Origin of the sequence: Halapricum hydrolyticum, from assembly GCF_025517535.1 — an archaeon.
In the GTDB taxonomy this organism is placed as follows: Archaea; Halobacteriota; Halobacteria; order Halobacteriales; family Haloarculaceae; genus Halapricum; species Halapricum hydrolyticum.
Genome location: NZ_JAOPKC010000001.1, coordinates 137,815 through 159,810 on the forward strand (window position 1 = coordinate 137,815; position 21,996 = coordinate 159,810).

Annotated in this window: 20 protein-coding genes; 11 read left to right on the forward strand and 9 right to left on the reverse strand. The window is 60.1% G+C overall.

What is annotated here, in order from left to right; genetic code table 11:
• Positions 1–143 precede the first annotated feature (143 nt).
• Complete coding sequence (locus OB916_RS00665; RefSeq protein WP_315907348.1) at positions 144–746, reverse strand: chemotaxis protein CheC; 603 nt, start codon at positions 744–746, stop codon at positions 144–146.
• A gap of 121 nt (positions 747–867) precedes the next feature.
• Positions 868–1,533, reverse strand: coding sequence for an O-methyltransferase (locus tag OB916_RS00670; protein ID WP_315907349.1), 666 nt, complete (start codon positions 1,531–1,533; stop codon positions 868–870).
• 126 nt (positions 1,534–1,659) lie between these two features.
• Between OB916_RS00670 and OB916_RS00675 the strand changes: the two genes are divergently transcribed.
• On the forward strand, positions 1,660–3,045 hold the full coding sequence (locus OB916_RS00675) for an outer membrane protein assembly factor BamB family protein (RefSeq protein ID WP_315907350.1): 1,386 nt from the start codon (positions 1,660–1,662) through the stop codon (positions 3,043–3,045).
• Between the two features lie 47 nt (positions 3,046–3,092).
• Positions 3,093–4,112 carry a hypothetical protein gene (locus OB916_RS00680; RefSeq protein WP_315907351.1) on the forward strand — a complete coding sequence of 340 codons (1,020 nt, stop codon included), beginning with the start codon at positions 3,093–3,095 and terminating at the stop codon, positions 4,110–4,112.
• A gap of 5 nt (positions 4,113–4,117) precedes the next feature.
• Here OB916_RS00680 and OB916_RS00685 read toward each other — a convergent pair whose 3' ends face one another.
• Positions 4,118–5,068, reverse strand: a complete 951-nt coding sequence (locus OB916_RS00685; protein ID WP_315907352.1) for a mechanosensitive ion channel family protein — start codon at positions 5,066–5,068, stop codon at positions 4,118–4,120.
• A 139-nt stretch (positions 5,069–5,207) separates the two neighbouring features.
• On the opposite strand from OB916_RS00685, the gene OB916_RS00690 reads away from it, so the two are divergent.
• A complete protein-coding gene (locus OB916_RS00690) occupies positions 5,208–6,506 on the forward strand; it encodes an outer membrane protein assembly factor BamB family protein (protein ID WP_315907353.1) in 1,299 nt (432 codons plus the stop codon).
• Positions 6,503–7,330, forward strand: a complete 828-nt coding sequence (locus tag OB916_RS00695; RefSeq protein WP_315907354.1) for a hypothetical protein — start codon at positions 6,503–6,505, stop codon at positions 7,328–7,330. Before OB916_RS00690 ends, OB916_RS00695 begins: the two co-directional genes overlap by 4 nt.
• A 14-nt stretch (positions 7,331–7,344) precedes the next feature.
• Here the strand turns inward: OB916_RS00695 and OB916_RS00700 are convergent, their stop codons facing one another.
• Together OB916_RS00700 and OB916_RS00705 are read right to left on the reverse strand one after the other, a co-directional pair.
• Entirely contained in the window at positions 7,345–7,947 is a 603-nt protein-coding gene (locus tag OB916_RS00700) for a thioredoxin family protein (RefSeq protein ID WP_315907355.1), read from the reverse strand.
• Positions 7,948–8,004: 57 nt separating this feature from the next.
• Entirely contained in the window at positions 8,005–8,259 is a 255-nt protein-coding gene (locus OB916_RS00705; protein ID WP_315907356.1) for a hypothetical protein, read from the reverse strand.
• 169 nt (positions 8,260–8,428) lie between these two features.
• On the opposite strand from OB916_RS00705, the gene OB916_RS00710 reads away from it, so the two are divergent.
• From OB916_RS00710 to OB916_RS00740, 7 genes are all read left to right on the forward strand, one after another.
• Positions 8,429–10,936, forward strand: coding sequence for a type II/IV secretion system ATPase subunit (locus OB916_RS00710; RefSeq protein ID WP_315907357.1), 2,508 nt, complete (start codon positions 8,429–8,431; stop codon positions 10,934–10,936).
• Positions 10,933–13,119 carry a type II secretion system F family protein gene (locus OB916_RS00715; protein WP_315907358.1) on the forward strand — a complete coding sequence of 729 codons (2,187 nt, stop codon included), beginning with the start codon at positions 10,933–10,935 and terminating at the stop codon, positions 13,117–13,119. Before OB916_RS00710 ends, OB916_RS00715 begins: the two co-directional genes overlap by 4 nt.
• Complete coding sequence (locus OB916_RS00720) at positions 13,098–13,559, forward strand: DUF7287 family protein (RefSeq protein ID WP_315907359.1); 462 nt, start codon at positions 13,098–13,100, stop codon at positions 13,557–13,559. The genes OB916_RS00715 and OB916_RS00720 overlap by 22 nt, the downstream gene beginning before the upstream one ends.
• Before the next feature lies 1 nt (position 13,560).
• The gene (locus OB916_RS00725) at positions 13,561–14,241 is read left to right on the forward strand and encodes a DUF7288 family protein (RefSeq protein ID WP_315907360.1); all 681 of its coding nucleotides are present in this window, start codon (positions 13,561–13,563) and stop codon (positions 14,239–14,241) included.
• A complete protein-coding gene (locus OB916_RS00730) occupies positions 14,238–15,221 on the forward strand; it encodes a DUF7261 family protein (RefSeq protein WP_315907361.1) in 984 nt (327 codons plus the stop codon). Before OB916_RS00725 ends, OB916_RS00730 begins: the two co-directional genes overlap by 4 nt.
• A 181-nt stretch (positions 15,222–15,402) precedes the next feature.
• On the forward strand, positions 15,403–16,854 hold the full coding sequence (locus OB916_RS00735) for a DUF7266 family protein (RefSeq protein WP_315907362.1): 1,452 nt from the start codon (positions 15,403–15,405) through the stop codon (positions 16,852–16,854).
• Positions 16,835–17,626: a DUF7289 family protein gene (locus tag OB916_RS00740; RefSeq protein WP_315907363.1), complete on the forward strand. Its 792-nt coding sequence runs from the start codon at positions 16,835–16,837 to the stop codon at positions 17,624–17,626. The genes OB916_RS00735 and OB916_RS00740 overlap by 20 nt, the downstream gene beginning before the upstream one ends.
• Before the next feature lie 118 nt (positions 17,627–17,744).
• Here the strand turns inward: OB916_RS00740 and OB916_RS00745 are convergent, their stop codons facing one another.
• The 4 genes from OB916_RS00745 to OB916_RS00760 all read right to left on the reverse strand — a co-directional run bounded on the left by OB916_RS00745 (position 17,745) and on the right by OB916_RS00760 (position 21,955).
• A complete protein-coding gene (locus OB916_RS00745) occupies positions 17,745–20,060 on the reverse strand; it encodes a vWA domain-containing protein (protein ID WP_315907364.1) in 2,316 nt (771 codons plus the stop codon).
• A gap of 507 nt (positions 20,061–20,567) precedes the next feature.
• Positions 20,568–21,128, reverse strand: a complete 561-nt coding sequence (locus OB916_RS00750) for a hypothetical protein (protein WP_315907365.1) — start codon at positions 21,126–21,128, stop codon at positions 20,568–20,570.
• Between the two features lie 192 nt (positions 21,129–21,320).
• On the reverse strand, positions 21,321–21,722 hold the full coding sequence (locus tag OB916_RS00755; protein ID WP_315907366.1) for a type II toxin-antitoxin system VapC family toxin: 402 nt from the start codon (positions 21,720–21,722) through the stop codon (positions 21,321–21,323).
• Positions 21,719–21,955, reverse strand: a complete 237-nt coding sequence (locus OB916_RS00760; protein ID WP_315907367.1) for a DUF7557 family protein — start codon at positions 21,953–21,955, stop codon at positions 21,719–21,721. The genes OB916_RS00755 and OB916_RS00760 overlap by 4 nt, the downstream gene beginning before the upstream one ends.
• Between the last annotated feature and the right edge of the window lie 41 nt (positions 21,956–21,996).

Here is a 21,996-nt window from a genome sequence, read left to right on the forward strand (position 1 = left end):
TCATGTCGAATCGGGTCGATAAATACGCGATGGAACCGGAAGAAACGACGCTGGAGTTTCGGAGTGGGGTCGTGAGGAGGATACGGGGGAGCGTTCCACAGAGGAAACAAGGCGAGTGCCTCGGGGCTTGACCCCGAGGCGGTTCACACTTCGATTTCTTGCATCAGGTCGACCAGCTCTTCCAGCTGTGGGAACGTGTAGACGGTGACGTCGATATCGGAGTTCAGGGCGTGGATGTGCGAGTCGAACATGAGTGCCATGTCGGAATCGCGGCCACCGACGAGTTCGTCGACCATGCCGCTGCCGGGGCCGTAGGTGAACGTCGGCGTGCCCATGTCGATGGTCGTCTCGAGGACGTTCGCCCAGCCGTCGATGAACCCCGAGGTCATGATGTTGCCGATCTCTTCGATCGCCGACCGCTCCATGTCCGTGAAGCCGCTCTGGTCCGGATCGGCCCCGCCCATGTCGCCGAGCATCCCCTGGGCGAGGTTCTTGGCGTTCGTGTAATCGAGCAGAAAGAGGACGTGTCCGTGTGGCGGTTCCTGGAGTTCGATAGAGATGCCGATCAGCTTCTCGTCGCCGACGTGGGTCTTGATGTCCGGGATGTCGATGAAGTTGATCTTGGTGATCTCCATCTCGGTCTCCATGCCGGTCATCTGACTGAGGTGGTCGGCGACGGTGTTGCCCCCTTCCTTGGCCATCTTGTTGAACAACGCGAGCTTCCGGATATCGAGCATCAGACTCATGGTGACGATTGAATTACCCGCCTGTTTCGACCGCATCCCTATAAGTCATAGTCCCGCGATTTTCGCTGCCGAGAATCGGCCAGGGGTCGTGGGTGTTTGGACTGCTGTCGGCTCCGATGCGTTACTCGATCCGGTAGCTCACCGCGACGCCCTCGCCGACAGGCAGCAGCGTCGTCCGGAAGTAGGGATCGGCCCGGACGGCCGACAGGTACTCCGCGATTCCCGCTGTCGGGCCTGTCGCGTCGACGGACTCGCCTTCGAGCAGTCGTCGCACGTCCTCGTGGTCGATCGTGCTCCCGGCGACGGCGTTGTCCGCGACCACGACCCCGCCAGGGGCGACCTTCTCGCGAACGCTCTCGAAGGCCTCGCGGTAGCGGTGTTTCTCGTTGTCGATCAATACGACGTCGAAGGGGCCGCCGTAGGACCCGATCGTCTCGATCGCGTCGCCGAGTTCGAAGTGAGCGGTCGCTCCGAAGTCCCCGCGGCCGAGGTACTCGCGGGCCAGCTCGAGTTCGTCCTCGTCGACCTCAGTGAGGACGATTTCGCCGTCATCGGGAAGCGCCCGGCAGAACCAGTACGCCGAGTAGCCGTACCCGGAGCCGAACTCGAAGACCCGCTCGGCTCCGACCATGCGCGCGAACAGTTCGAGCCAGCCGCCGACGGCGGGACCGACGGTCGGAAAGCCCTCACGGTCGGCATAGTCGTCCATCTCCGCGAGTACCGCGTCGCCGTCCGGACCGACGACGCGTGCGAGCTGTTCGACGCTATCGGGAATCGGGTTTGACATGTTGGGTTTTCGGCGGGCACTGGTGATAGGGATTGCTATACCGACGGTGTAGTCCGGGCTCACGTAAATGATATCGAATATATGATTTTGGAAAATATTATGCGTGCAGCGTTTTGGCGTGGAATCATGGGCACGTTTTCTCGCGGGGTGACCAGGAGACGATTCCTCGGAACGGCCGGGGCGTCGATGGCGGCCACTACTGGCTGTCTCGACAGTGCCGAGCAGTCGACGCCCGTTGCCTGGCCACAGCGGGGCTATGACGCCGGAGCGACGTTCTACAAGACGGAGGGGTCGCCGCCGGTCGAAGACGCCGAAGTCGTCTGGACTGCGAACGTCGACAACAGCCTGTACGCTGCCATCGACGAGCAGTGGCGCGGTGCCTGGGAGCAGGACCGATATCGGGACCTCACGAACCAGCGGTACATCGCGACGTTCGCCAACAGATACGGTCGGACGCCCCTCATCGTCGTCGGCGATCGTGCGCACGTCCAGGGGGGGAAAGATTCGGTCGTCGATCTGACTGACGGCACAGTGGTAGAGCAAAGCAACTGTGCGGAGCGCGCGCTGGTCGGTGCCGCCCGGACGAACACGTACCGGGACGGAGTGATCGTGGGCACGGGATCCAGCAACGGTTCGGATTGCCGGGATCGCTGTGTCGTCCTCAAGGGGTTTCGACCCCCCGACGGCGGGGCGTGGTGTAAGGGGCCACAGCGGTGGGCAGCGGGCGCACCCCGAGACCTCGCGTCGACCGCGGCCGCGGGCCGAATAGCGGACGGGATGGTCGTGACGGTTACCCCCGATCGGGAGCCACCCTACCGGATCGTCGCGATCGACGCCGACGACGGGCGCATCGAGTGGGAGAATACGGTCCCGCACGGCGTCCATCGGCTTCGCGTGGACGACGGGGTGGCGTACGCGTCTGTCGCCGGCGAGGCAGGCGGGACGATGACGATACTGGACGGAGCCTCGACTCACCAGCGCGTCGAGATCGGACCGACGGATCTCCTCGAAGCAGTCCGGGACGACGTGTCCTATTTTCGGGATTTGGGAGCCAAAAATAAGACTCCGTCTATCAAGGCGATCGACACCGAGTCCGGCGAGACGAGACAGTTGCTGGACGGACCGGCGGTCTCGGAGCGGATCGCGGGTACGCCGGCCGGCGTCGGTGATATCGTCGTCGGACCGGATCGGCTGTTCGCGACCCTGCAGACCGAGACGGGGAGCGACCCTGCAATACTCGCGCTGGACCGATCCGACGGGGCGGTCGAGTGGGTGCGCCAGCTGTCCGGTCCGCTTCGACTCACCGGGACCGACGACGCCCTGTACGTGGCGGGGTCTCGTGAGCCCGGTCCACACGCATACGCGCTGGATCCGGCGTCCGGCGATCGCCTGTGGTCGGTCGAGCTACCCGACCGTACCGGTTTCGGCCGCGGCGTCTATCGTCCGGCCGTCGTCGATTCGAAGATGCTCGTTCCCCTCAGCGGCCTGCTCGTCGCACTGGAGGAACCATGACCGCGGCCAGTCGGAGCTCTCGGGAGCGTCGAACCCGGCGACACCGAGTGAGCACGGTTGCGATCTACGCCGCGGTCTTCGCCGCCGTGGGTGCGCTCTCGTTCGGGACGATACTGGCCTATCGCTGGCTGTCGATCCCGCTCGCGGATCGGATCTCCGTGAATTTCGCGCTGTCGGTCAGACCGACCACGATCCCGGTCTGGGTGGATCCGGTCGGCCTGGTGGTGGGGGCGCTGTTCGGCCTGCGGCCGGTCCCGCTGGTGGCGGCCGTCGGCCTGTGGGCGGGCTCGATCGTCGGCGTCGCGCTCGCTGCCGGACTCGCCTGGTGGTGGACCGACGAGGGTGTGTCCGCCCGCATGCCACCGTTCTCGCGTCTCGGATACCTCGTGGGCTATGCGCTGCTCACCACCGGCCCCCTCTACGCCCTCGTGCCCTGGCTCCGTGACCTCGGGACCGAGGTCACCGAGACGGAACTCGCGCTCCTGATCGGTGTCCTCATCGTCGCCACCCTGCTGTGGATCGGTGCGATCCTCGTCATCGCGCTCGTCTCGGTCGGGGTGGGGCGTGACACGTCTCTCTGGTCGATGCCGCTGTCGCGCTTCGAATACGCCGCGATCTACGCCGGCGCGGTCGTCGTCGCGCTGCTCGTCATCGCGCTCGGGTCCTGGTCGACGCCGCGGCTCGATCAGGTTTCCTGGACCGGAATCGCCGGCATGTTCGGCATCGTCGCGATCGTCGTGGTCGCCGGGCGACTGTTCGTCGCACCCGTGACGATCATCAGAGACGGTCGCGGCCCGATCGAGGCGATCCGCTGGAGCAACGAGTCGATCGCCGATAGGAGACTGACAGGAAACACAGCTGTTTTCGTTTTCGTCGTTGCTTTCCTCGTCCGTCTCAATGCCTACTTCGTCACTGTCCCGTCTGATCCGGTGGCCGGACTGGCACTCGCGACGGTCGTCGGAACGGCAGCTGTCGGCCTGATCCACGCATCGGAGATGGAATCCGTTTACCGGATCGTTCAGGAAGAGCCGAGATACCGTCCGTCGCTCACCGATTTCGGCCGATAGGTCGCTCACCGATTTCGGCCGATCGGGAACTTCACCCGCTCGGGATGCTCGTTCAGCGCCGCGAGCACTCGCTCGTAGAGAGCGTTTTTCGTCCGCTGGCCCCGGCGCGGATGGACGAGATAGCGCAATCGGAGCGTCACCCACGACTCCTCCTGGACGACGTTGACGGTGGGTCGGTCCTGCACGTCGAGTTCGACGGGCGTCTCGGCCAGGCGGTCGCGATACTGCTCGATCCGGCGGGCCATCTCGTCGCCGAGATACTCGTCGGCCACCTCGGCCATGGTCGCCCGGGCGAACTCACGGTCAGTCTCGTAGGCGACCTGGACCTCGATCTCGTTCCAGACGAACGGGAACTCCTCGCGCGTGTAGTTCGTGACGTGACTGGAGAGGACGACGCTGTTGGGGACGGTGATGATCCGCCCGGAGGGCTGGTTGGAGGCGACGAGTTCGCCGTCGATCTCCCACAGCGTCGTCACCAGGTAGTCGACGTCGGCCACGTCGCCTTTCGACCCCTCGATGGCGACCCGGTCGCCGACCTGGTAGGGGCGTTTGGCGACGATGTAGAACCAGCCCAGGAACGAAAAGAGAGGCTGCTGGAGCGCGAAGGTGATCGCGAACCCGACCACGCCCAGCGAGAACAGCAGGCCGAGCCATTGCTCGGTCAGCGCGCCGAGCACGCCCGCGACCGCCGCGATCAGGAACGCCAGCCGGAGGATATTTCGGACGTCGTGCTGGCGACGTTTGCTCTCGATCTGCGTCTCGATCGCACGGTAGGTGAGCAGGTAGACGCCGGCGGCCAGAAGCGCCACGGCAGCTGCGAGCAGCAGTCGGATCGCCACCGGCGTGACCGCGACGCCGCCGACCTGCGCGGTATAGCCGACGGTATCGAGTCCGCTCGCAGCGACGGCGCAGGCGAGTCCGAAACCGACCAAGACGGTGCCGAGATGACGAACCACGACCACGGTATCGGATGGCTGGGTAAAAATCGTTTGCACGTCAGAGTCGCCGTGTCGAGATCACTGCGGAGCGACCTTGCAGATTTTTCTCCCATGCATCATCCAAAACTTTCTTTGAATTTCGATCTGAAAATCGGTTATGGCTCGCCTGTCACGCCGAGCCCTCCTCGGCGGGATCGGGGCAGCGTTGGGATCGGCCGCGGGGTGTCTGTCCCTGGATCGCTCGGAGTTCGGCCCGGCCGACTGGCCGCTGTTGCAGGCCGATCCCGGGCAGACGAACTACTCGCCGGCGTCCGGTCCCGTCGAAGACGCCGAGATCGTGTGGTCGAGACCGATTCTGACCAAATACAGAAGCAAGCCGCTGTTTCTGTCGGACGGCACGCTGTACACGCTGTTCGCGGATGGTGAAGGGAAGTACCTCTCAGAGCAACTAAGTCTCCACGGGATCGACGCCGAAACTGGCGAGACGCAGTTCCGCGTGCCGGACGTCACACAACTGTTCGCGCTGGGAGCGAGTACGTCCTACGAAAACGGGATGATCCTCGGTCGTGGCACGGGAACGTACGACCACGGCGCCATGCTCGGGATCAACCCTGACGATGGCCCTGCGCCCCGCCGGTGGACTCACGAGAGGCCTGGTGTCCACACTTTCAGGCACAGGTCGCCGGTCGACTCACAGACCGTCCTCGAGGGGACGTGGTACTACACGACACGTTCGCCCCCGGGTCCAAACGAGATACTCGCCGTCGACGTCGACGACGGTCGAACGCGCTGGCGACGGCAGTTCGACACCGATACAGACTGGTCGCTGGCCGCGACCGATGGGCGCCTCGTGTCGACGATCGACCACGACGAGTCCCCGTCGACGATACGGACGCTCGATCCCGATGACGGCCACACGCTCCGGGAGGTCTCCGGGGGACAGTGGTCTCGATCGATGGCGAGTGACAGGACTGTCTACGTTACGGCATCCTCGCGACTCGGGGCCTACGACGTCGACAGCCTCGAACAGCAGTGGGAGAGCCGGGTCGGACCGGCAGATATCCATATCTGGGCCAGTGCCATCGGTCCGGAACGCATTGTGATCGCTCTCGGGAGGCCGAACGACGGCGAGCCCGAAGACGAGATATTTGCAGTCGCACTCGATCGGGATACTGGCGATGAACAGTGGCGCGAGCGCGTGCTCACTGTGGATGCCGACCGGCAGTCGGAGGGTGTATCGATCTCGATCGGTTCCGAGACAGTCTATTTCGCCGCCTTTCCCGATCGCGTGGCTGCCCTCTCGATGACAGATGGCACCGTCCGGTGGCAGATAAGACCCGAGTTAGAGGACGCTTCCTCTTTATCAAACGGTAGCGTCAGCGAACCGGTCGTCGGCGACGGTCGCCTGTACCTCCTGATCAGTGGCCACGGACTCGTCGCGCTAGGGGAACCATGACGAAGCAGGAATTCACGGGTGGGATACACTTCGATCGCACGTCCGACTATCTCTTCCGAAATCGAGTTACACTGCCGGCGTTCGCGCTACTCGGGATTGTCAAGGGGCTGCTCGCAGCAGTCTGGATCGCGGCGGAGATCCCGCTGGTCACGTTCACCTATCCGCGACAGGGGTTCTTCTACCCGATGCTGTCGCTCGTTCCGAGCGGCCCGCTCGTCGCCCACCCGCTCCCGGGGACGTTCGTCGGGCTCGATCCGCTCCTGATCGCGACCTACGCCGTGGGCGTTGTGGTGACGCTCGTGACGGTCACGCTCGCGTTCGCGACGGTCGCCTGGCGAACTGCGCCAGAAACGACGGGCTGGCTTCCGCCGGTCCGCCGGCTCCTGTGGCTGGGGACGTTCGTCACAGTTGCTATCGTCGCGTCCGTCCCGGCTCTCGTCGCGTGGCTCCCCGTGACGGGGCGGCTCACGAGCACGCTCCTGACGGCCCTGCTTGCGTATTTCCTCGCGCGGCTGTTCGCCGCCCCGGTCTCGATAGTCCGCGACGGCCGTGACCCACTGGCCGCGATTCGCTGGAGCTGGGGCGTCTCCAGGAAAATCCCCGGGAGCTGGGGCGTCTCCAAGGGAGTCCCCGAAATCGCGCTCATTATCTTCTTCGTCGCGCTCACCCAGTACTGGCTGTCGGGACTTCCGTGGTTTGCCCTGCTGGGTGACTCAACGGCGACGGTGGTCGGCACGGCCGTCGGCACGACGGTCTTCGGGTCGGTCTTCGCTGCGGTCATGTGCGCGACCTACGATTCGGTTCCGCTACCTTCGAATCAGTAGTTCGGTGCTCCACTCTACGAGCGAGGTCGGGCCTCGAAGTACTCGGGTTCGTTGCCCGCCTTCCACTTGATCGAACAGCCCCGCGAGGGCTTGTCCTCGGCGTCGACGTCCTCGCCGGCCAGCACCGTCTCGACGTACTCGCGCATCTCGTACTCGGTCGGTTCGTCGTCTGGGTTCAGGGCGTTGTCGATCCGGCCGTGATACGCCAGCCGGAAGGTCCCGCCGTCGTTAGCGAACAGGAACGGATCAGGCGTACAGACCGCGCCGTAGGCCGCCGCGACGTCCTGCGAGCCGTCCCGGAGGTACGCGTCGTAGGCAACCGTCCCGTCGTCGACGAGTTCCTGCATGCGGTCGAAGGAGTCGTCGGGGTACTCCTCGGCGTCGTTGGGGTTGATCCCGACGACTGCGAGGTCGTCGTAGGTCTCGGCGAGATGGTTCAGCTCGTTCATCTTCGCTTTGGCGTACGGACAGTGGTTGCAGGTGAACACGACCAGCAGCGCGTCGAAGTCCTCGAAGTCCGCCAGGCTGTATTCTGCTCCGTCTGTCCCGGTCAGCTCGAACTCGGGGGCTTCGTCGCCGCGTTCGAGTCGATAATCGTCGGTGTCGAGTGCGACCATGACGGGTGCGGCTACGAGCGGAACGATGAAATCGGTGTCGGCGAGACTCGGCGCTGACTACGGTTCGACGCTCTCTGCCAGCACCTGCTCGAAGTCGGCCGCACGTTCGTACACGGGCGAGTCGTCGTCGATGACGTAGGTCGCCTCGCCACCGTCGTCGACGCGGTCGAGAACCCCGATTTCCGTCAGAGCGGCCAGCGTGTCCGAAAGGTAGAGATCCTTGAGCGGCACTCCCGCGGCGTCGGCGAGTTCCGAGCGGGTGTACGGCCCGACTGGCTCCAGCTCCACGACCGCACTGAGAACCGAAGCCATATGGTCGTGCTCGGCGACAAGTCTCCAACCACCTCGCGAAGCAATCGGCTTTCCCATCGCTATCGGATATGCGCCACATAGTGTTAATTCTTCCGACACGTTTTCCGATAATCACGTATGATATTATCTACATAAAGTTTATCCCGGATAGCCGCAGAACAAGGAACTAATGGCAATCGATGACACTGACGGGGGGGAGAGTGAGGGGACTCGCTCCGAGAGAGAGCGGATGTTACAGAACGTCAGTGCCGGTGGCGAGTACGACTGGACTGATTTCCGACGCGAGTTCCACGACGGTGGTCGGTTCGACCGCAGCAAATATCTGGGGTTCGATCCGCACCACACCGGGGATCGATTCGAGGACGGGGCGACGGCAGCCAAGACGCTCAATCAACACTGGGAATCGTTTCTCGACGTCGAGACGACGCCGGTCGCCAAGGGGAGGTATTTCTGGGAGCACTTCAAGCGGGAATACTACTACAAGAGCGACGGCGAACCGCCGCGGGACGGCGACGGGAACAAGGTCCCATTCGAACCCGAGGAGTATCTCGGATTCAATCCCGACGAGACCGAACAGCGGCTCAGCGGGGCGCAAGACGACGCGAGCGCGCTCAAAGAACTCGTCGACGAACGCACGGTGGACGTGAACGAGGAACTCGACGAGGACGATTTCTTTTCGACGCCGGAGGGACATACGACGGTCGTTAATCGATACCATCTGGAGAAGGCCGTCCCGGTGGAAAAGAAGAAACACTTCGACGAGGTCGAGCGATACTGGGTCAACAAACCCTACGCCTGTGCGATCGTCTTTCATTCTCGCAAGGAAAACGAACGCAAGTATTACGTCGTCCAGCCGTACCTGAATCCGATCGAAGAAGACGTCAGGGACTTCCTCGCGAAGAAGCTCCGGACGGCGATCAAGTACGCCGACGACGAGGTGGCGATCGACGGCTCACAGGCGGAACGGGCGAACGTGATCCAGCGCGAAACCGAGCAGTTGCTCGATCGCTATGACCTCTACAGTGGCCCGACCCAGAACGGCGTCGGTCAGGTCGGCAAACTGAAGAAATTGCTGGGAATGAACGTGGACATCGAGGATTCCTCGGGCGAACTTGAGGGGATCAAAACCCGTCCGGAACCGGCCGTCCTCGCGGACGATCCGAAGACGCTCACGGAGTATCAGGTCGAGAAGCTCCTGTACTACCTCAAGCGTGACTTCATCGGGTACTCGAAGATCGACCCGATCAAACACGACATCAACGTCGAGGACGTCTCCTGTGACGGGTACAACTCCCGGGTGTTCGTCTACCACACCGAATACGAGAACATCATCTCGAACGTCGAACACGGCAGGGGAGAGCTCGACGACTTCGTCGTGAAACTCGCCCAGCGATCCGGGAAAGGCATCTCCAAACGACAGCCACAGGTCGACGCGACGCTGCCGGACGGCTCGCGTGCACAGCTCACGCTCGGGAAGGAAGTCTCGGATCACGGGACAAACTACACGATCCGTCAGTTCAAGGACGTTCCGTTCACGCCGATCGACCTGATCAACTGGAACACCTTCTCGCTGGACGAGATGGCGTTCCTCTGGCTGTGCATCGAGAACAACAAGTCGATGATCTTCGCCGGTGGTACTGCCTCGGGGAAGACGACCAGCCTGAACGCCATCTCGCTGTTCATTCCCAGCAACTCCAAGATCGTCTCGATCGAGGACACCCGCGAGGTCGAACTCCCTCAGCGCAACTGGGTCGCTTCAGTGACGCGCCCCTCGTTCGGACAGGACGACACCGGCGACGTTGACGAGTTCGATCTGCTGGAGGCCGCACTCCGTCAGCGTCCCGACTACATCGTCATGGGTGAGGTCCGCGGTGAGGAGGGTCGAACGCTGTTCCAGGTCATGTCGACCGGGCACACGACCTACACCACGTTCCACGCCGACTCGGTGGGCGAAGTCATCAAGCGGTTCACGACCGATCCGATCAACGTCTCGAAGACGCTGTTCACGGCACTGGACCTGGTCTCGATCCAGACCCAGACTCGCGTCGGCGGCTCGAAGGTCAGGCGCAACAAGACGCTGACTGAGATCAACGAGTACACGCCCGAGAACGACGAGATCAACGTCAGGGACGTCTACCAGTGGCAGGCAGATACCGACCAGTTCATCCAGATGGGCAACTCCAACACCTTGGAGGAGATCAAGTTCGACCGCGGGTGGGACCAGGATCGGCTGGACGAGGAGCTGTTCAAGCGAAAGGTCGTGCTGGCGTACCTCATCGAACAGAATCTCAACACCTACACCCAAGTCGCCGCGACGCTGCAGGCGTTCATCAACGATCCGGATACGATCATGACGTTGATCGCGAACGATCAACTCGAACGCAGTCTCGAGGACCTCCGAGAGATGGAATCGGTCCAGATCGAGGTCGACGCGGAAAAGGAAGAACTGGTGCCGCGGCCGGATCCCACCGACGAGATCCTCGGAGAGGCAGAGGAGATTCTCGACAACGCGGATCCGCTGTTCCGACAACTCCGCTCGGCCGAGACGTCCGATATCGTCGAGGCGCTGACCGGCGTCGAGACCCAGGAGGACGTCACGGTCGAGGAGGCGACCGAAGAGACGGACTTCGGTCAGTTTGTCCCGAAGGCTGGCGCGGAGGCGTCTGAAGAAGAATGAGCCTCGACACCCGCTCGACCGACGCTGGTTTCGCGACGAGCAGCGCCCTCGGCGACACGTTTTACCCGCTGTATCAGTGGCTCTTCGACGAAGAGGGGGATTTCGTCAGCAACGTCGAGGACAAACTCGCGGAAGCCCGGATGGCCGACAACGTCGAGATGTTCCTCTCGCGGGCACTCGCGGTCGGGCTGATCTCAGGATTCGCGCTGTGGCTCGTCGGCTCGCTACTTGGATACCTCATCGTGTCGATGTTCCTGCCGGAGGACTGGCTCATCCTGGGCATCGATCTCGGTCAGTACAACCAGCTCGTCAACACACTCAAACTGCCTGCGATCGTCCTCGTAACGGGGATTTTCTTCGGTGCGATCGGCTTTGCAATCGGGTTCGGCTCGCTCGTCTCGATTCCGTATTTCAGATCGAGCGCCCGCAAACGCGAGATCAACGTGCTGCTGTCGGACGCGATTTCGTTTATGTACGCGCTCTCGGTCGGCGGGCTCAACCAGCTGGAGATCCTTGAGGCAATGGCCGCGGCCGAGGACACTTACGGTGAAGTCGCAAAGGAGTTCCAGTCGATCGTCCTGGAGACGGAGTACTTCGACACCGATTACCGGACAGCGTTGCGAAACCAGGCGCTGCAGACGCCCAGCGACGAACTCAGTCAGTTCTTGACGGACATGCTGTCGATCATCAACTCCGGCGGGGACATGACGAGCTTCCTCGAAGACCAGAAGAACAAGCACATGCGCACGGCAAAACAGGAGCAGGAAAAGCTCCTGGAGACGCTCGAGCTGTTCGGCGAGATGTACATGACGATCTCGCTGTTCCCGCTGCTTTTGATTATCATTCTCGTGATCATGAACATGATGGGAAGCGGGAACCCGATGCTCATGTACGGGACGGTGTACGGCCTGATCCCGCTGACGAGCATGGCGTTTCTGGTGCTGGTCTCGACGGTGACCCAGGATACGGTGGGCGACGGGTATCTCGAAGCGGGTCGTGGCGAACAGATCGAACAGCGTGCGAGTGGCGGCATCCTCAATCTGGGACTGGCCAAGCAGTTCACTGGCGAGTACAGCGTGTTCGACCGGATCAAAAGCCGGGAAGGGAGCTACCAACTCAAGGAGATCCTCCGACAGCCACACATTTTCTTCCGGGACAACCCGCTGTACGTTCTCGGGCTGACCGTTCCGATCTCGCTGTTCGCACTCGGCGTTTCGATCGTCGCCGGCTGGGCGGCACTCCCCTTCCCGTTTCAGACGGCCGACGGCACCGGGTTCTTCTCTGCGATGGCCGAAGACCCGATCCAGCAGACGTTCTTCTGGATCTATCTACCGATGTACATCAACTTCATCCCGCTGGCGATCTTCTACGAGTGGAACCAGCGCTACCGGAAATCCGTGATCGGCAAGCTCTCCGAGAACCTCCGCAAGCTCGCCAGCGCCAACGACACAGGGATGACGCTGCTCGAGTCGATCAACGTCGTCGCCGACACCTCGACGGGACGGTTGGCCGACGAGCTCGATACGATCCATGCGAAGACCAACTACGGGACGAGCCTCAAGCAGAGCCTCCGGGAGTTCAACAACAAGTTCCACGTGCCCCGCATGGCCCGGACGGTGAAGCTGATCAGCGAGGCACAGGAGGCATCGAGCCAGATCCAGGACGTCCTCTCGACGGCCGCCCAGGCCAGCGAGAACCAGGACGACATCGAACGCGATCGCAAGTCCCGCACGCGAATGCAGGTCGTGATCATCATCATGACCTATCTCACGCTGCTCGGCGTGATCGCATTGCTGAAGGTGCAGTTCCTGGATACGATGCAGGGGCTCGAAACGGCAGCGTCTGGCGGGAGCGAGGCCGGATCCGGGCAGTTCCAGGTCGAATCGCTGGGGCCGCTGTCGATGTTGTTCTTCCACGCCGTGACGCTGCAGGCGATCCTCTCGGCGTTCATCGCAGGTTATATTAGGGATGTCAATCTCGTCTCCGGCGTGAAGTACGCGGTGATCCTTTCGACCATTGCACTGGTGGTCTGGATCGCCGTCGGTGGCGGCGATACGGCTACTGGCGGTTCGAACGAGACGGCTGAAGCAGCCCTTGTGATGCTGGTGGCGGGGCCCGCCGGTCACGATCTGCGGCGGCTTCGAACGTGGGTGAGAGATCGATGGAACGGGGACAACTCCTGACGGACGAACGGGGACAGACGCTACAGGACTTCGCCGTCGGGATCGGCGTCTTCCTCGTCGTATTCGTATTCGTGCTATCGCTATTTCCTGGCCTGTTGACACCGTTTCAGTCCTCTGCAAGCGGTGCTGAACGGGCGCAGGCTGAACAGGTGACGACCCAGATGATGCACAACCTTTCGGAGGGGTCGGAGCCGAATCATCTCAACGCGACGCGTGTGACGGCGACGCTCAACCAGCCAGAGAGTGACCTTCGCGACCGGTTTGGATTGCCGTCGACGGTGAATCTCAACATCACCGTCGAGACGCTCGATGGGGAAACACATATCGAGTCGACAGTGAACCGTCTCTACGATCGAGAAGTAGCGACGTCGGCACGGATAATCACAATGGATGACCCGGAGTGCGATCCAGCGTGTCGCCTCGTCGTGCGAGTGTGGTAAGATGCGTGAGGATACATCGATTACAAGGGATTCTTCCGATCGGGATCGATCGACTGACCGTGGACAGGCATTCACCCTGGAAGGGATTATCAGTGCAATCATCGTGTTGACGGCGCTGCTGTACGCACTTCAGGCAGTCACGATCACACCGACGACGGGTGGAACGGTTGATCAAGGTGTCCGCACGGAGATCCAACAGCAGGCTGATGACATCCTCGTCGTCGCTGGCACCGACGAGACGAACCAGCTTTCTGCGTTAGCCCGAAACTGGTCACAGACCCGTCAGACGTTTTACGGGGCCGTGAATCCCCGGATCGGGTACGGGGACGAACAGATCCCTGGCTCGCTGGGGACGATGCTGAGCGAGACGTTCGACGAACGGGATCGAATGTACAACGTCGAGATGCGATACCTGCCGAAAGATCCATCCGACGGGATACAACGGACAGTCATTGCGTCCCGGGGGACTCCCTCAGACAGTGCGGTCGCCGCATCGTATCAGGTGACGCTATACGATAATATGACGTTGACGTCACCGACTGCCGGATCGGCAGAGCTGCGGCAGTACGATACGTATCCGACGACGAACCCGATCGACGGGAAGAGCGGGTACTATCCGGTGCCGGACGCGATTCCGGGCCCCGTCTACAACGTCGTCGAAATCAGGGTGATCGTCTGGTGAGCGACCGTCGCGGTCAGTTGCTGCTCGTCGGAGCGATTGCGCTCGCGGTCATCATTCTCGGCCTGTCGGTCGTCGCAAACACCGTCTTGTTTACGGAAAACGTCGGTACCGGGGAGGATCGCGTCGAGTCGTCCGAGATCGGCGAGTTCTCTTTCGAGGCCCAGAAGGGGACTCGCTCTCTCCTGCTTCGGGTCAATCACGCCAACGAGACCAACACGATGGCCGAGCTAGACGCGAACGTTCGAAGACAGGTCACCAATTACAGCGATGGCCTGGCCCGTATGTACGCTTCCGCCGGAACGAAGATTGTCGATATCTCGTATAACCGGACACTCGCAAACGGGACGCGAATCGTCCAGCGAACCGATCGTAACTTCACCTATCCTGACGGTGGCTCGCGCGTCTCGGACTGGTCGCTCTTCGATGATCCCGCTGATGTCGGGTGGATCGTGTTCAACGTCGATTTACGAAACACGAGTGGCAGACAGATGACGGTTAATGTCAGTGGCGACAGCGAGACTCTCCAGTACCGATTCAATCGCTCGAACGGCGGGGACGGGGCAGCACTGAGAGTGACGACGACGAATTTGAACACGGGGGCGACTGACACGACGGCCTGCGAGTCGACCGGCGGTCGCGTATTGTTCGATCTCCGGCGTGGCGAAGCGTTTTCCAGTGAGTGTACGTCCCCCGGAATCGAGACACTCGCCCCTCCGTACGAAATCAGCGTCTCCGACGGTCACAACCTCGCCGGCCAGTACGACGTCGTCGTTGACGGGAGGTGGCATTCTTCGGAATCGGAGACCCTCGATGCTGTCAATACCGATACCGGGAACGATCTCTCGTACCCACACTGTACCGGGAGCGATCCGGGCCCCTGTGTGTTACCCGTCGTCTGGGAGGGACAGGTCGATCTAGCCTATCGTTCCGACCGGACTGACTTCGCCACGACCAGAAACGTCACCGTCTACGATCCGTGAGCGGGAGCCATCGAGTCTTTTTCGCACTCGCTAATCACACAATGGTATTTATATATTATGGCCGAAAACGAGGGTAAATGAGTGGGCGGGCCGGATCGAGAACCGCTATCCGGGTGGCCCCAATGGTGTGACCGGGACGGAAAAGTAGCGTCATCACAGGAGATCAACAGAGGGAATCACGATGGTCGACAGTAACCGACAGGGTGGAGCAAAGGGACAGTCGTTGTGGGGTGACGGTCGCGGGCTTTCGACGCCCGTAACGCACGTGTTGACAATCGCAATCACTGGGCTCGTACTGATTATGCTGGTGAGTACTGCCAGTGGGTTCCTTTCCGATCAACAGGAGTTCGCGGCCCGAGACGAACTGGATACGATCGGCAACCGACTGGCTGACGACGTCCAAGAGGTCGTCGCACTGAGCGAAGAGAGTGGGGAAGCGACGGTCTCTATCGAACAACCTGGTTCGATCGTCGGCCACGAGTATCGCGTCTCCTACGAAAGCGATCCTGCCGCCTGCGATGGCGCGACGCACGCGACCGACACCTGTCTCGTCATGTCTGTCGTCGGCATAGACGTCTCACAGACGGTCCCCCTGTCAGTGCCGTCGGACGTCAGCCTGCAACTCTCCCGTTCGGGTTCGACTTTCGAGCTGACTGTGGAGAAGACTGGTACAGGAAGCAGTCGCGACGCCGTCGTGCCGATGACGCGAACGATGCGGGTCGGCGTCGGTCAGAACATCAATACCAACGAGTACGGCGAGGTGATCGACCCGACGAACCGACCGCCGATTCCGAAGCTCACGTTCGCGCCTGATTTCCCCCATAGTGGAGCAAAAATAACGTTCGACGCCGCAGCCAGTCGAGATCCTGATGGAGAGATCGAGGAGTACAAGTGGTATATAAGCGAATCATTGGCCGGCTCTGGTCAAACTTACCGCGAGGAACTGCCTCCCGGACAGTACAACGTGACGCTGCTCGTCGAGGATGACGAAGGTGCTCAATCAATCAGGACACGCCAAGTGAGGGTTTCGGGTCTGGCGTATAACGAGGACCTCTCTTCACCTCCCAGCAGTGAGACGCGCTGTAATGGAGTTGGGGCGAAATTCACTATGACAAATGAATGGGACTACACTGTTCGCGTGGATCATCTTAGCATTGACCCACCAGATAATGTAAACAAGATTAAAAACAATCGTGGTCCAGAAGTAGCCTTCGATCTCAATAATGATGGGGGCTATGAGACGGGAGTCAATAGGGAAATGAACTTCAAAAATAAAAAAGACGGCTATATCATGTCCTTGCGATCACGAGATGGGTCATTGCCAATCACGATCAGTTCTGGAGATACAGTTGGTGTGAGCGTCTGTGCGTTTAACGGCGGTGGTGATTTGAAGAGCGGGGCTGCGGAGACAACTTTTGGATTCCGCTATTGGAACCGTGGTACAACGAACCGGACAGTAATCGATCCAGAAGACGTTTCTCGATCCTCGTCTGCTGTCGGCCGAACCAATGGCGAGATCACCATTGATCCCAAATCAGACCACAATCACGATTCGTCTTCCACTGGAACCAATAACAGGCAGGCGTACGATGATACTTCGCGAGGAGGTCATGATGTCGCATCGATCGAGTAACCGCGGGGTGAGTGACGTTGTCGGGTTCGTGTTGATGTTTGGGATCATCCTCACGTCAGTCGGGCTCGTTGCGACGTTTGGGCTGTCAGAGATAGAGTCGTTCGACGAGAACCAGCAACTGAACAACGCTGAGCGAACCTTCGACCTGATCTCCCGTTCGTTCACTGAACTCGAAGAAAACCAGGCACCAACTCGAACGGAAGCGATCGAACTCAGCGGGGGATCGATCACCATCTCGCCATCGTCGTCAGTGACGGTCAACGTGACGGATACCGGCGGTACGACTCACACAGAGTCGTTCCCGCTTAACGCGCTGGTCTACGAGAACAACGACGTGCAGATCGGTTACGAAAACGGTGCGCTATTCAGACTCCAGGAAGCGTCCGACGCGGGGCTCATTACCAGTGATCCGGGATTCGTCTGTTCGGACGGGACGGTTATACTCTCATTCGTGGCTGTCAAGGGGGATGCTGCGCGCCAGATCAGCGGCGAAGGAACGCTCCGTCTCACGGGACAGCTGACCAACCAGTCGCTGCTGTATCCCGTCGCATCGTCAGGGGTCGGCAACGCCTCGACGGCTGACGAGGTCGAGTTGGAGTTCACGTTCAGCGGCGGGAGTCGCACCAGGGAGTGGGTCAATCACTTCGAGAACGCGGACGGCGACTGGAATGTCACGGGTGAGACCGATACGTCGGTGACAGTACAGTGTGGCAGTACGAGTTTGGATCGCGTGTACGTCCGACAATCCGTTATCTCGATCACGTATTCGTGATGTCGGCGTGTCATTTCGATCCGTGAGCCTGTCGGAACCACTTCATCCGTAGTGACAGCCGAACATCAATACCGTGTCGCCCAGTTGCGACGGGAGCCTTTGACAACAATCGCTGCGATCAGTCCGCGACTTCGACGTTGTCGATGTCGATGTCGATCACGCCGGTCAGACGCGCTTCCTCTTCCGAGAGACCGACGTTATAAAGCATCAACATCCTGTTGTCGGTGTGCTTCCCATCGGGGAAGTCGTACAGGACCAGCACCTCGTTGCTCTTGAGTGTCAGCTCGTTCGACGACTCGTTGTAGAGGCCGCCGTAATCGTCGAGTGCTTCAGAGAGGTTAGTTTGCCACTCGGCCGACGACGTGTTATCGAGGAAGTCGTTGAACACTGCGGAGTCGTCGTTCGTGAAAACGGTAACGTTGTCGCTGTCTACGACGGTCGGGCTGGTAGTGTTCATCTCCGCACAGCGCGTGACGGGGATCGACGAACCGTTGATCATCTTCGTCTGTCCGGTCCCAACCCATTTGTCACAGCTGTACTGCGTGGCCGTGAAGTCGACCATGTCCCCGCCACTGACGGCGAAGGCGTGGCTGAACGCCGACGGCGCAGTGGGATCGTTGACGTTCAACCACTCCTTTCCGTCCGCGGTTGCAGTTGCGATACGACTGACGTCGCCGGTGATCTGTGGCGGATGTGCCGTCTCGTCAGTAGAGAGGTTCGTCGTCACACCGTAGTGGCCGACCTGTTCGGTGCTGGAAACGCGCTCGGCAATCGAAGAGAAGACGTCTTCGAGTTCCTCGCTGTCTGTTGCGAAGTAGTACTCGCCACCGCCTGCGTCGGCAGTGTCTCTGAGGAAGTCTTCATTAACCCTATCGTCGTCTTCGGCGAATCCGATAGTGTAGGTAGTCATGCCCGTCTGATTCATCCGCTTAGCGAGCTCAATCGTCGCGCTGTTGCTCCCTGTATATGAATCTTTCCCAATATACCACGTATCGGCCCCAGTGTTTTTCCCATCTGTTAACATTACAATGGTGCGGTTTCGAGTCTCGTTACTTTGGAGATCTAGCATGCCCGCGGCCTTTTTCATACCTCCCCCAGAATACGTCCCCCCGACTGCCTCGGTTTCAGTGACAGTCGAACTATTGAATTCAACGAAGTCTCTTGTTAACATCCGACTGTTAGTTCTGTATATCGCTCCTCTGTTGGAGCCTTCATTGATTTCCCGGTATTCTCCGTCGAGATAGTATGATACGCCCCCGTTATCGACAACGAATTCAGTGTGATACTGGTTGTAGCCTACGAGACCCACACGATCCATATTGCTGTCGAGATACGTCGTGAAATCCCTCATCGCGTCCCGAACCGCCTCGTATTTGGCCTTCGAATCGCCTGCAGCGCTCCAAGCCATCGACCCAGATTCGTCGACGACGAACACGACGTCGAGCGGTGGACGAGTCACGTTATCGGCCTGTGCCACCCGGCGGACAGTCCCAATCTCCGGTCGCTCGGAGATCGGTTCACTGTAGACCGTGTACGTGTTGTTGACGCCCTTGTCGATCCGGATGCCGTCGTCGGAGACCGTCACGTCGTGCATGTAGTCCGCCCCGGTGACGTTGACGACGTTGTTGATCTCGTCGTTCGTCCGGCGCGGCAGCGAACTCTGATTCAGATAGACGGTGACGGTCTGGGTCGCGTCGTCGACCATTAGATAACTGTCGTCACCCGACGGCGTTGACGTCACTCGTTCGAGTCCGGTCTCGCCCTCCAGGTAATTCCCCCATCCTCGATAGAAATCGCTCTGAACGCGCAGCGTGACGTTGTCCGGGCGGACACATTCGTCCTGTAATAACGTGTTCACCGCGTTTTTCGTGTCCCGTCGAGACGTGTTGACGTCGACTACAGCCTGATTGTTCCCCTCCCGTACTTTGCCAGTCAGGTTCAAGAGGGCGATATCGATCGTCCCGTTTCTGTAGAAGATGTCCGGTGCCGTGTTGTAGATCGCTCCCCCATCGGGACTCTTGATCCACGTCCCCCCAGCTTCGTAGGCGACAATCTGTCCATCGTCGCGTTCGACGCGCACAGAGTCAAGCGACTCCTGTACGGAACACGCGCTGCGTTCGTTGACCGTCAGGTGCACGTATCCCTCGTTTTCGGCGAGAGACGCGTCGCCTTCGATGTTCGATCCGATCTCGAAGTTCGCCACGGTCGTCGCACTGGAGGTCGCCAGCGTGCTCAAACGCGAATCTACCTCTTGGATTCCGATTTCCGTCGACTCGTCGCTTTGTCCCTGCTGTGCCTCGTTGATGGTGTTCGTCCCGAAATAGACGACGAGTAGCGACCCCGTCAGCACCAATCCGACAATAATCACCGCACCGATGAGTTCTGAGACCCCCCGTTCGTCACCCTGCATCGCCCCTCTTTCCGGCTGGCGCATAGTTTCGCGTACTCAGCACGTCACAAAATGTGTTTTGGTGCCCGTTGATCTGTTCTGGCGACACAGACTCGTCGGGTCTGGTTGCTGGAGCGCGCTCATTTTACATGCTCGCCGACGCGGAGCTGATCGACTCGCTGACGACCGATCTCGAACACCGAGTACTCACCTGGGCTGACGAACGGTATCTCGCCGAGGAGCTGGTCGACTTCGTCCTGTGAGAGCCACACTTTCTTTCCGTCCTGGTCGGGGTAGTCGTCGAGATTCACGTCCGGAATGTTGCCCTGACCGGACAAAAAGGACCCAAATGAGCGAGTGATCGGGGCGAGTCGAGGGGGCTCCCGGCGTGATCGAGCCGAATCTGTCCGCGACTGGCCGGAGAACCGGACACTGTGTCCGATCTGCGTTTCACGCACTCCGAGAAAACTGGCTGCTAGATGGAGAATGCAAATCCATCGGTTATGAGTGAGTCTGACAAAATATATCAAAGATATAATAGACGGATTGTTTTCAGTGGTCACCTACGCAGCCATCCGGATGGAACAGCTTGCGTGGATTGGTTGGATGGAATACTCCTTCGGGATTGTAATTGTGAACCCACGCGTGGAGGGTCCACAGTTCTTCCGTCGGCGCAGGTGCTTCCGGTGGAAGCTCCAGCACATGCCACTCTGGATCAGCGTTCTCAAACAAGTCCTCAGGCGGTTCCGGGAAGAACGGCTCCGGCCCCTTCGGGACCGCGTATTCCACCGCTCCGAGGACAAGATTGCCATTCCGCTCGCCATAGGCCAACACTTCCGGCTTGGTCTTGACGACCTCAAAAGTCATAGCGAGGTCGAGATTCATCCAGTGATAGCCCATCCCACACACTGGAGGCGCTTCTTCAGCATGGTATCCCGCTGCTTCCGCGTTTGCGGGGTTGTTGTACGCAGCGGTTGCCGAACGTACCTCGGCCAATTCCCGCTGTAAACCGCGTTCACCTGCTGCTGCAGTCCCGCTGAGAGCAACACCACCAACAACGCCCGTGCTGATTGTTTTTAGTACTGTTCGTCTGGTCTGTTGTCTGGGTGCCATCCTTATCCCTCTGTAGACATTCTCCCCACACATTTCATCGGCTGCTGTTCCGACGCAGAGAATGCCACCCTCTAGTTATTAATGATTAATATTGATTTTTATCTAGCCGGTAGAAGTTGCCGTATGATAGGCCCCCCTCTGTCTCTCCCAATCGGAAGATCGTCCGATACTGGGCGCAGAACCGAACAAGAGTCACGAAACGATAACGTCGAGATCAACAAGCTGGTAGACAGATGGTTTGTCGAAGTCGTTGCTGTTGTGTGTGATGAACGTCGCCCCGGCCTCATGAGCAGTGGCGAGGTTCAGAAGGTCGAGGATGTCGAGTGAGATCTCCTGTGCAAGAAGCCGATCGTTGAGACGCCAGGCCTCGACGGCGACATCGTCCGTGAACGGTAGAATCTCGTCGAAAACGTCGTGGAGTCGCCGCTGTGTCTGAGCAACAACAGTCAGCTCTCCGTAGTGTTGGAAAAACTCGAAGCTCACCAAGGACGGAATCGCCCAGGCTTCGCCGCTGTACTGACTCAGATGAGATTTCACCGCAGAGTCGTCTTCTCGAAGGAGTTTGACCGCGACGTCGTTGTCAAGAACAATCACTGCTCGGACCGCTCCATTCGCTCTTCGAGAGACTTGTTCAGTTCCTCATGTGCCCGGCTGACGGACTCGGCCAGTCCTTCGTCTTCTGGCCTGTCGAAACTGCCAGCGATAGCGTCAATGTCTTTCTCGTCTCGGCTGAGGCGGTCAAGTAACTCATCAAACGTCTCGTCGTCTCGCTTCAACCGCTCAAGTCGATCTTTGATGTCATCGGAGACCCGGATAGTCGTTGTCATACGTATACATTGTAGATCGGTCCCTGTAGTTATTTCGCCAG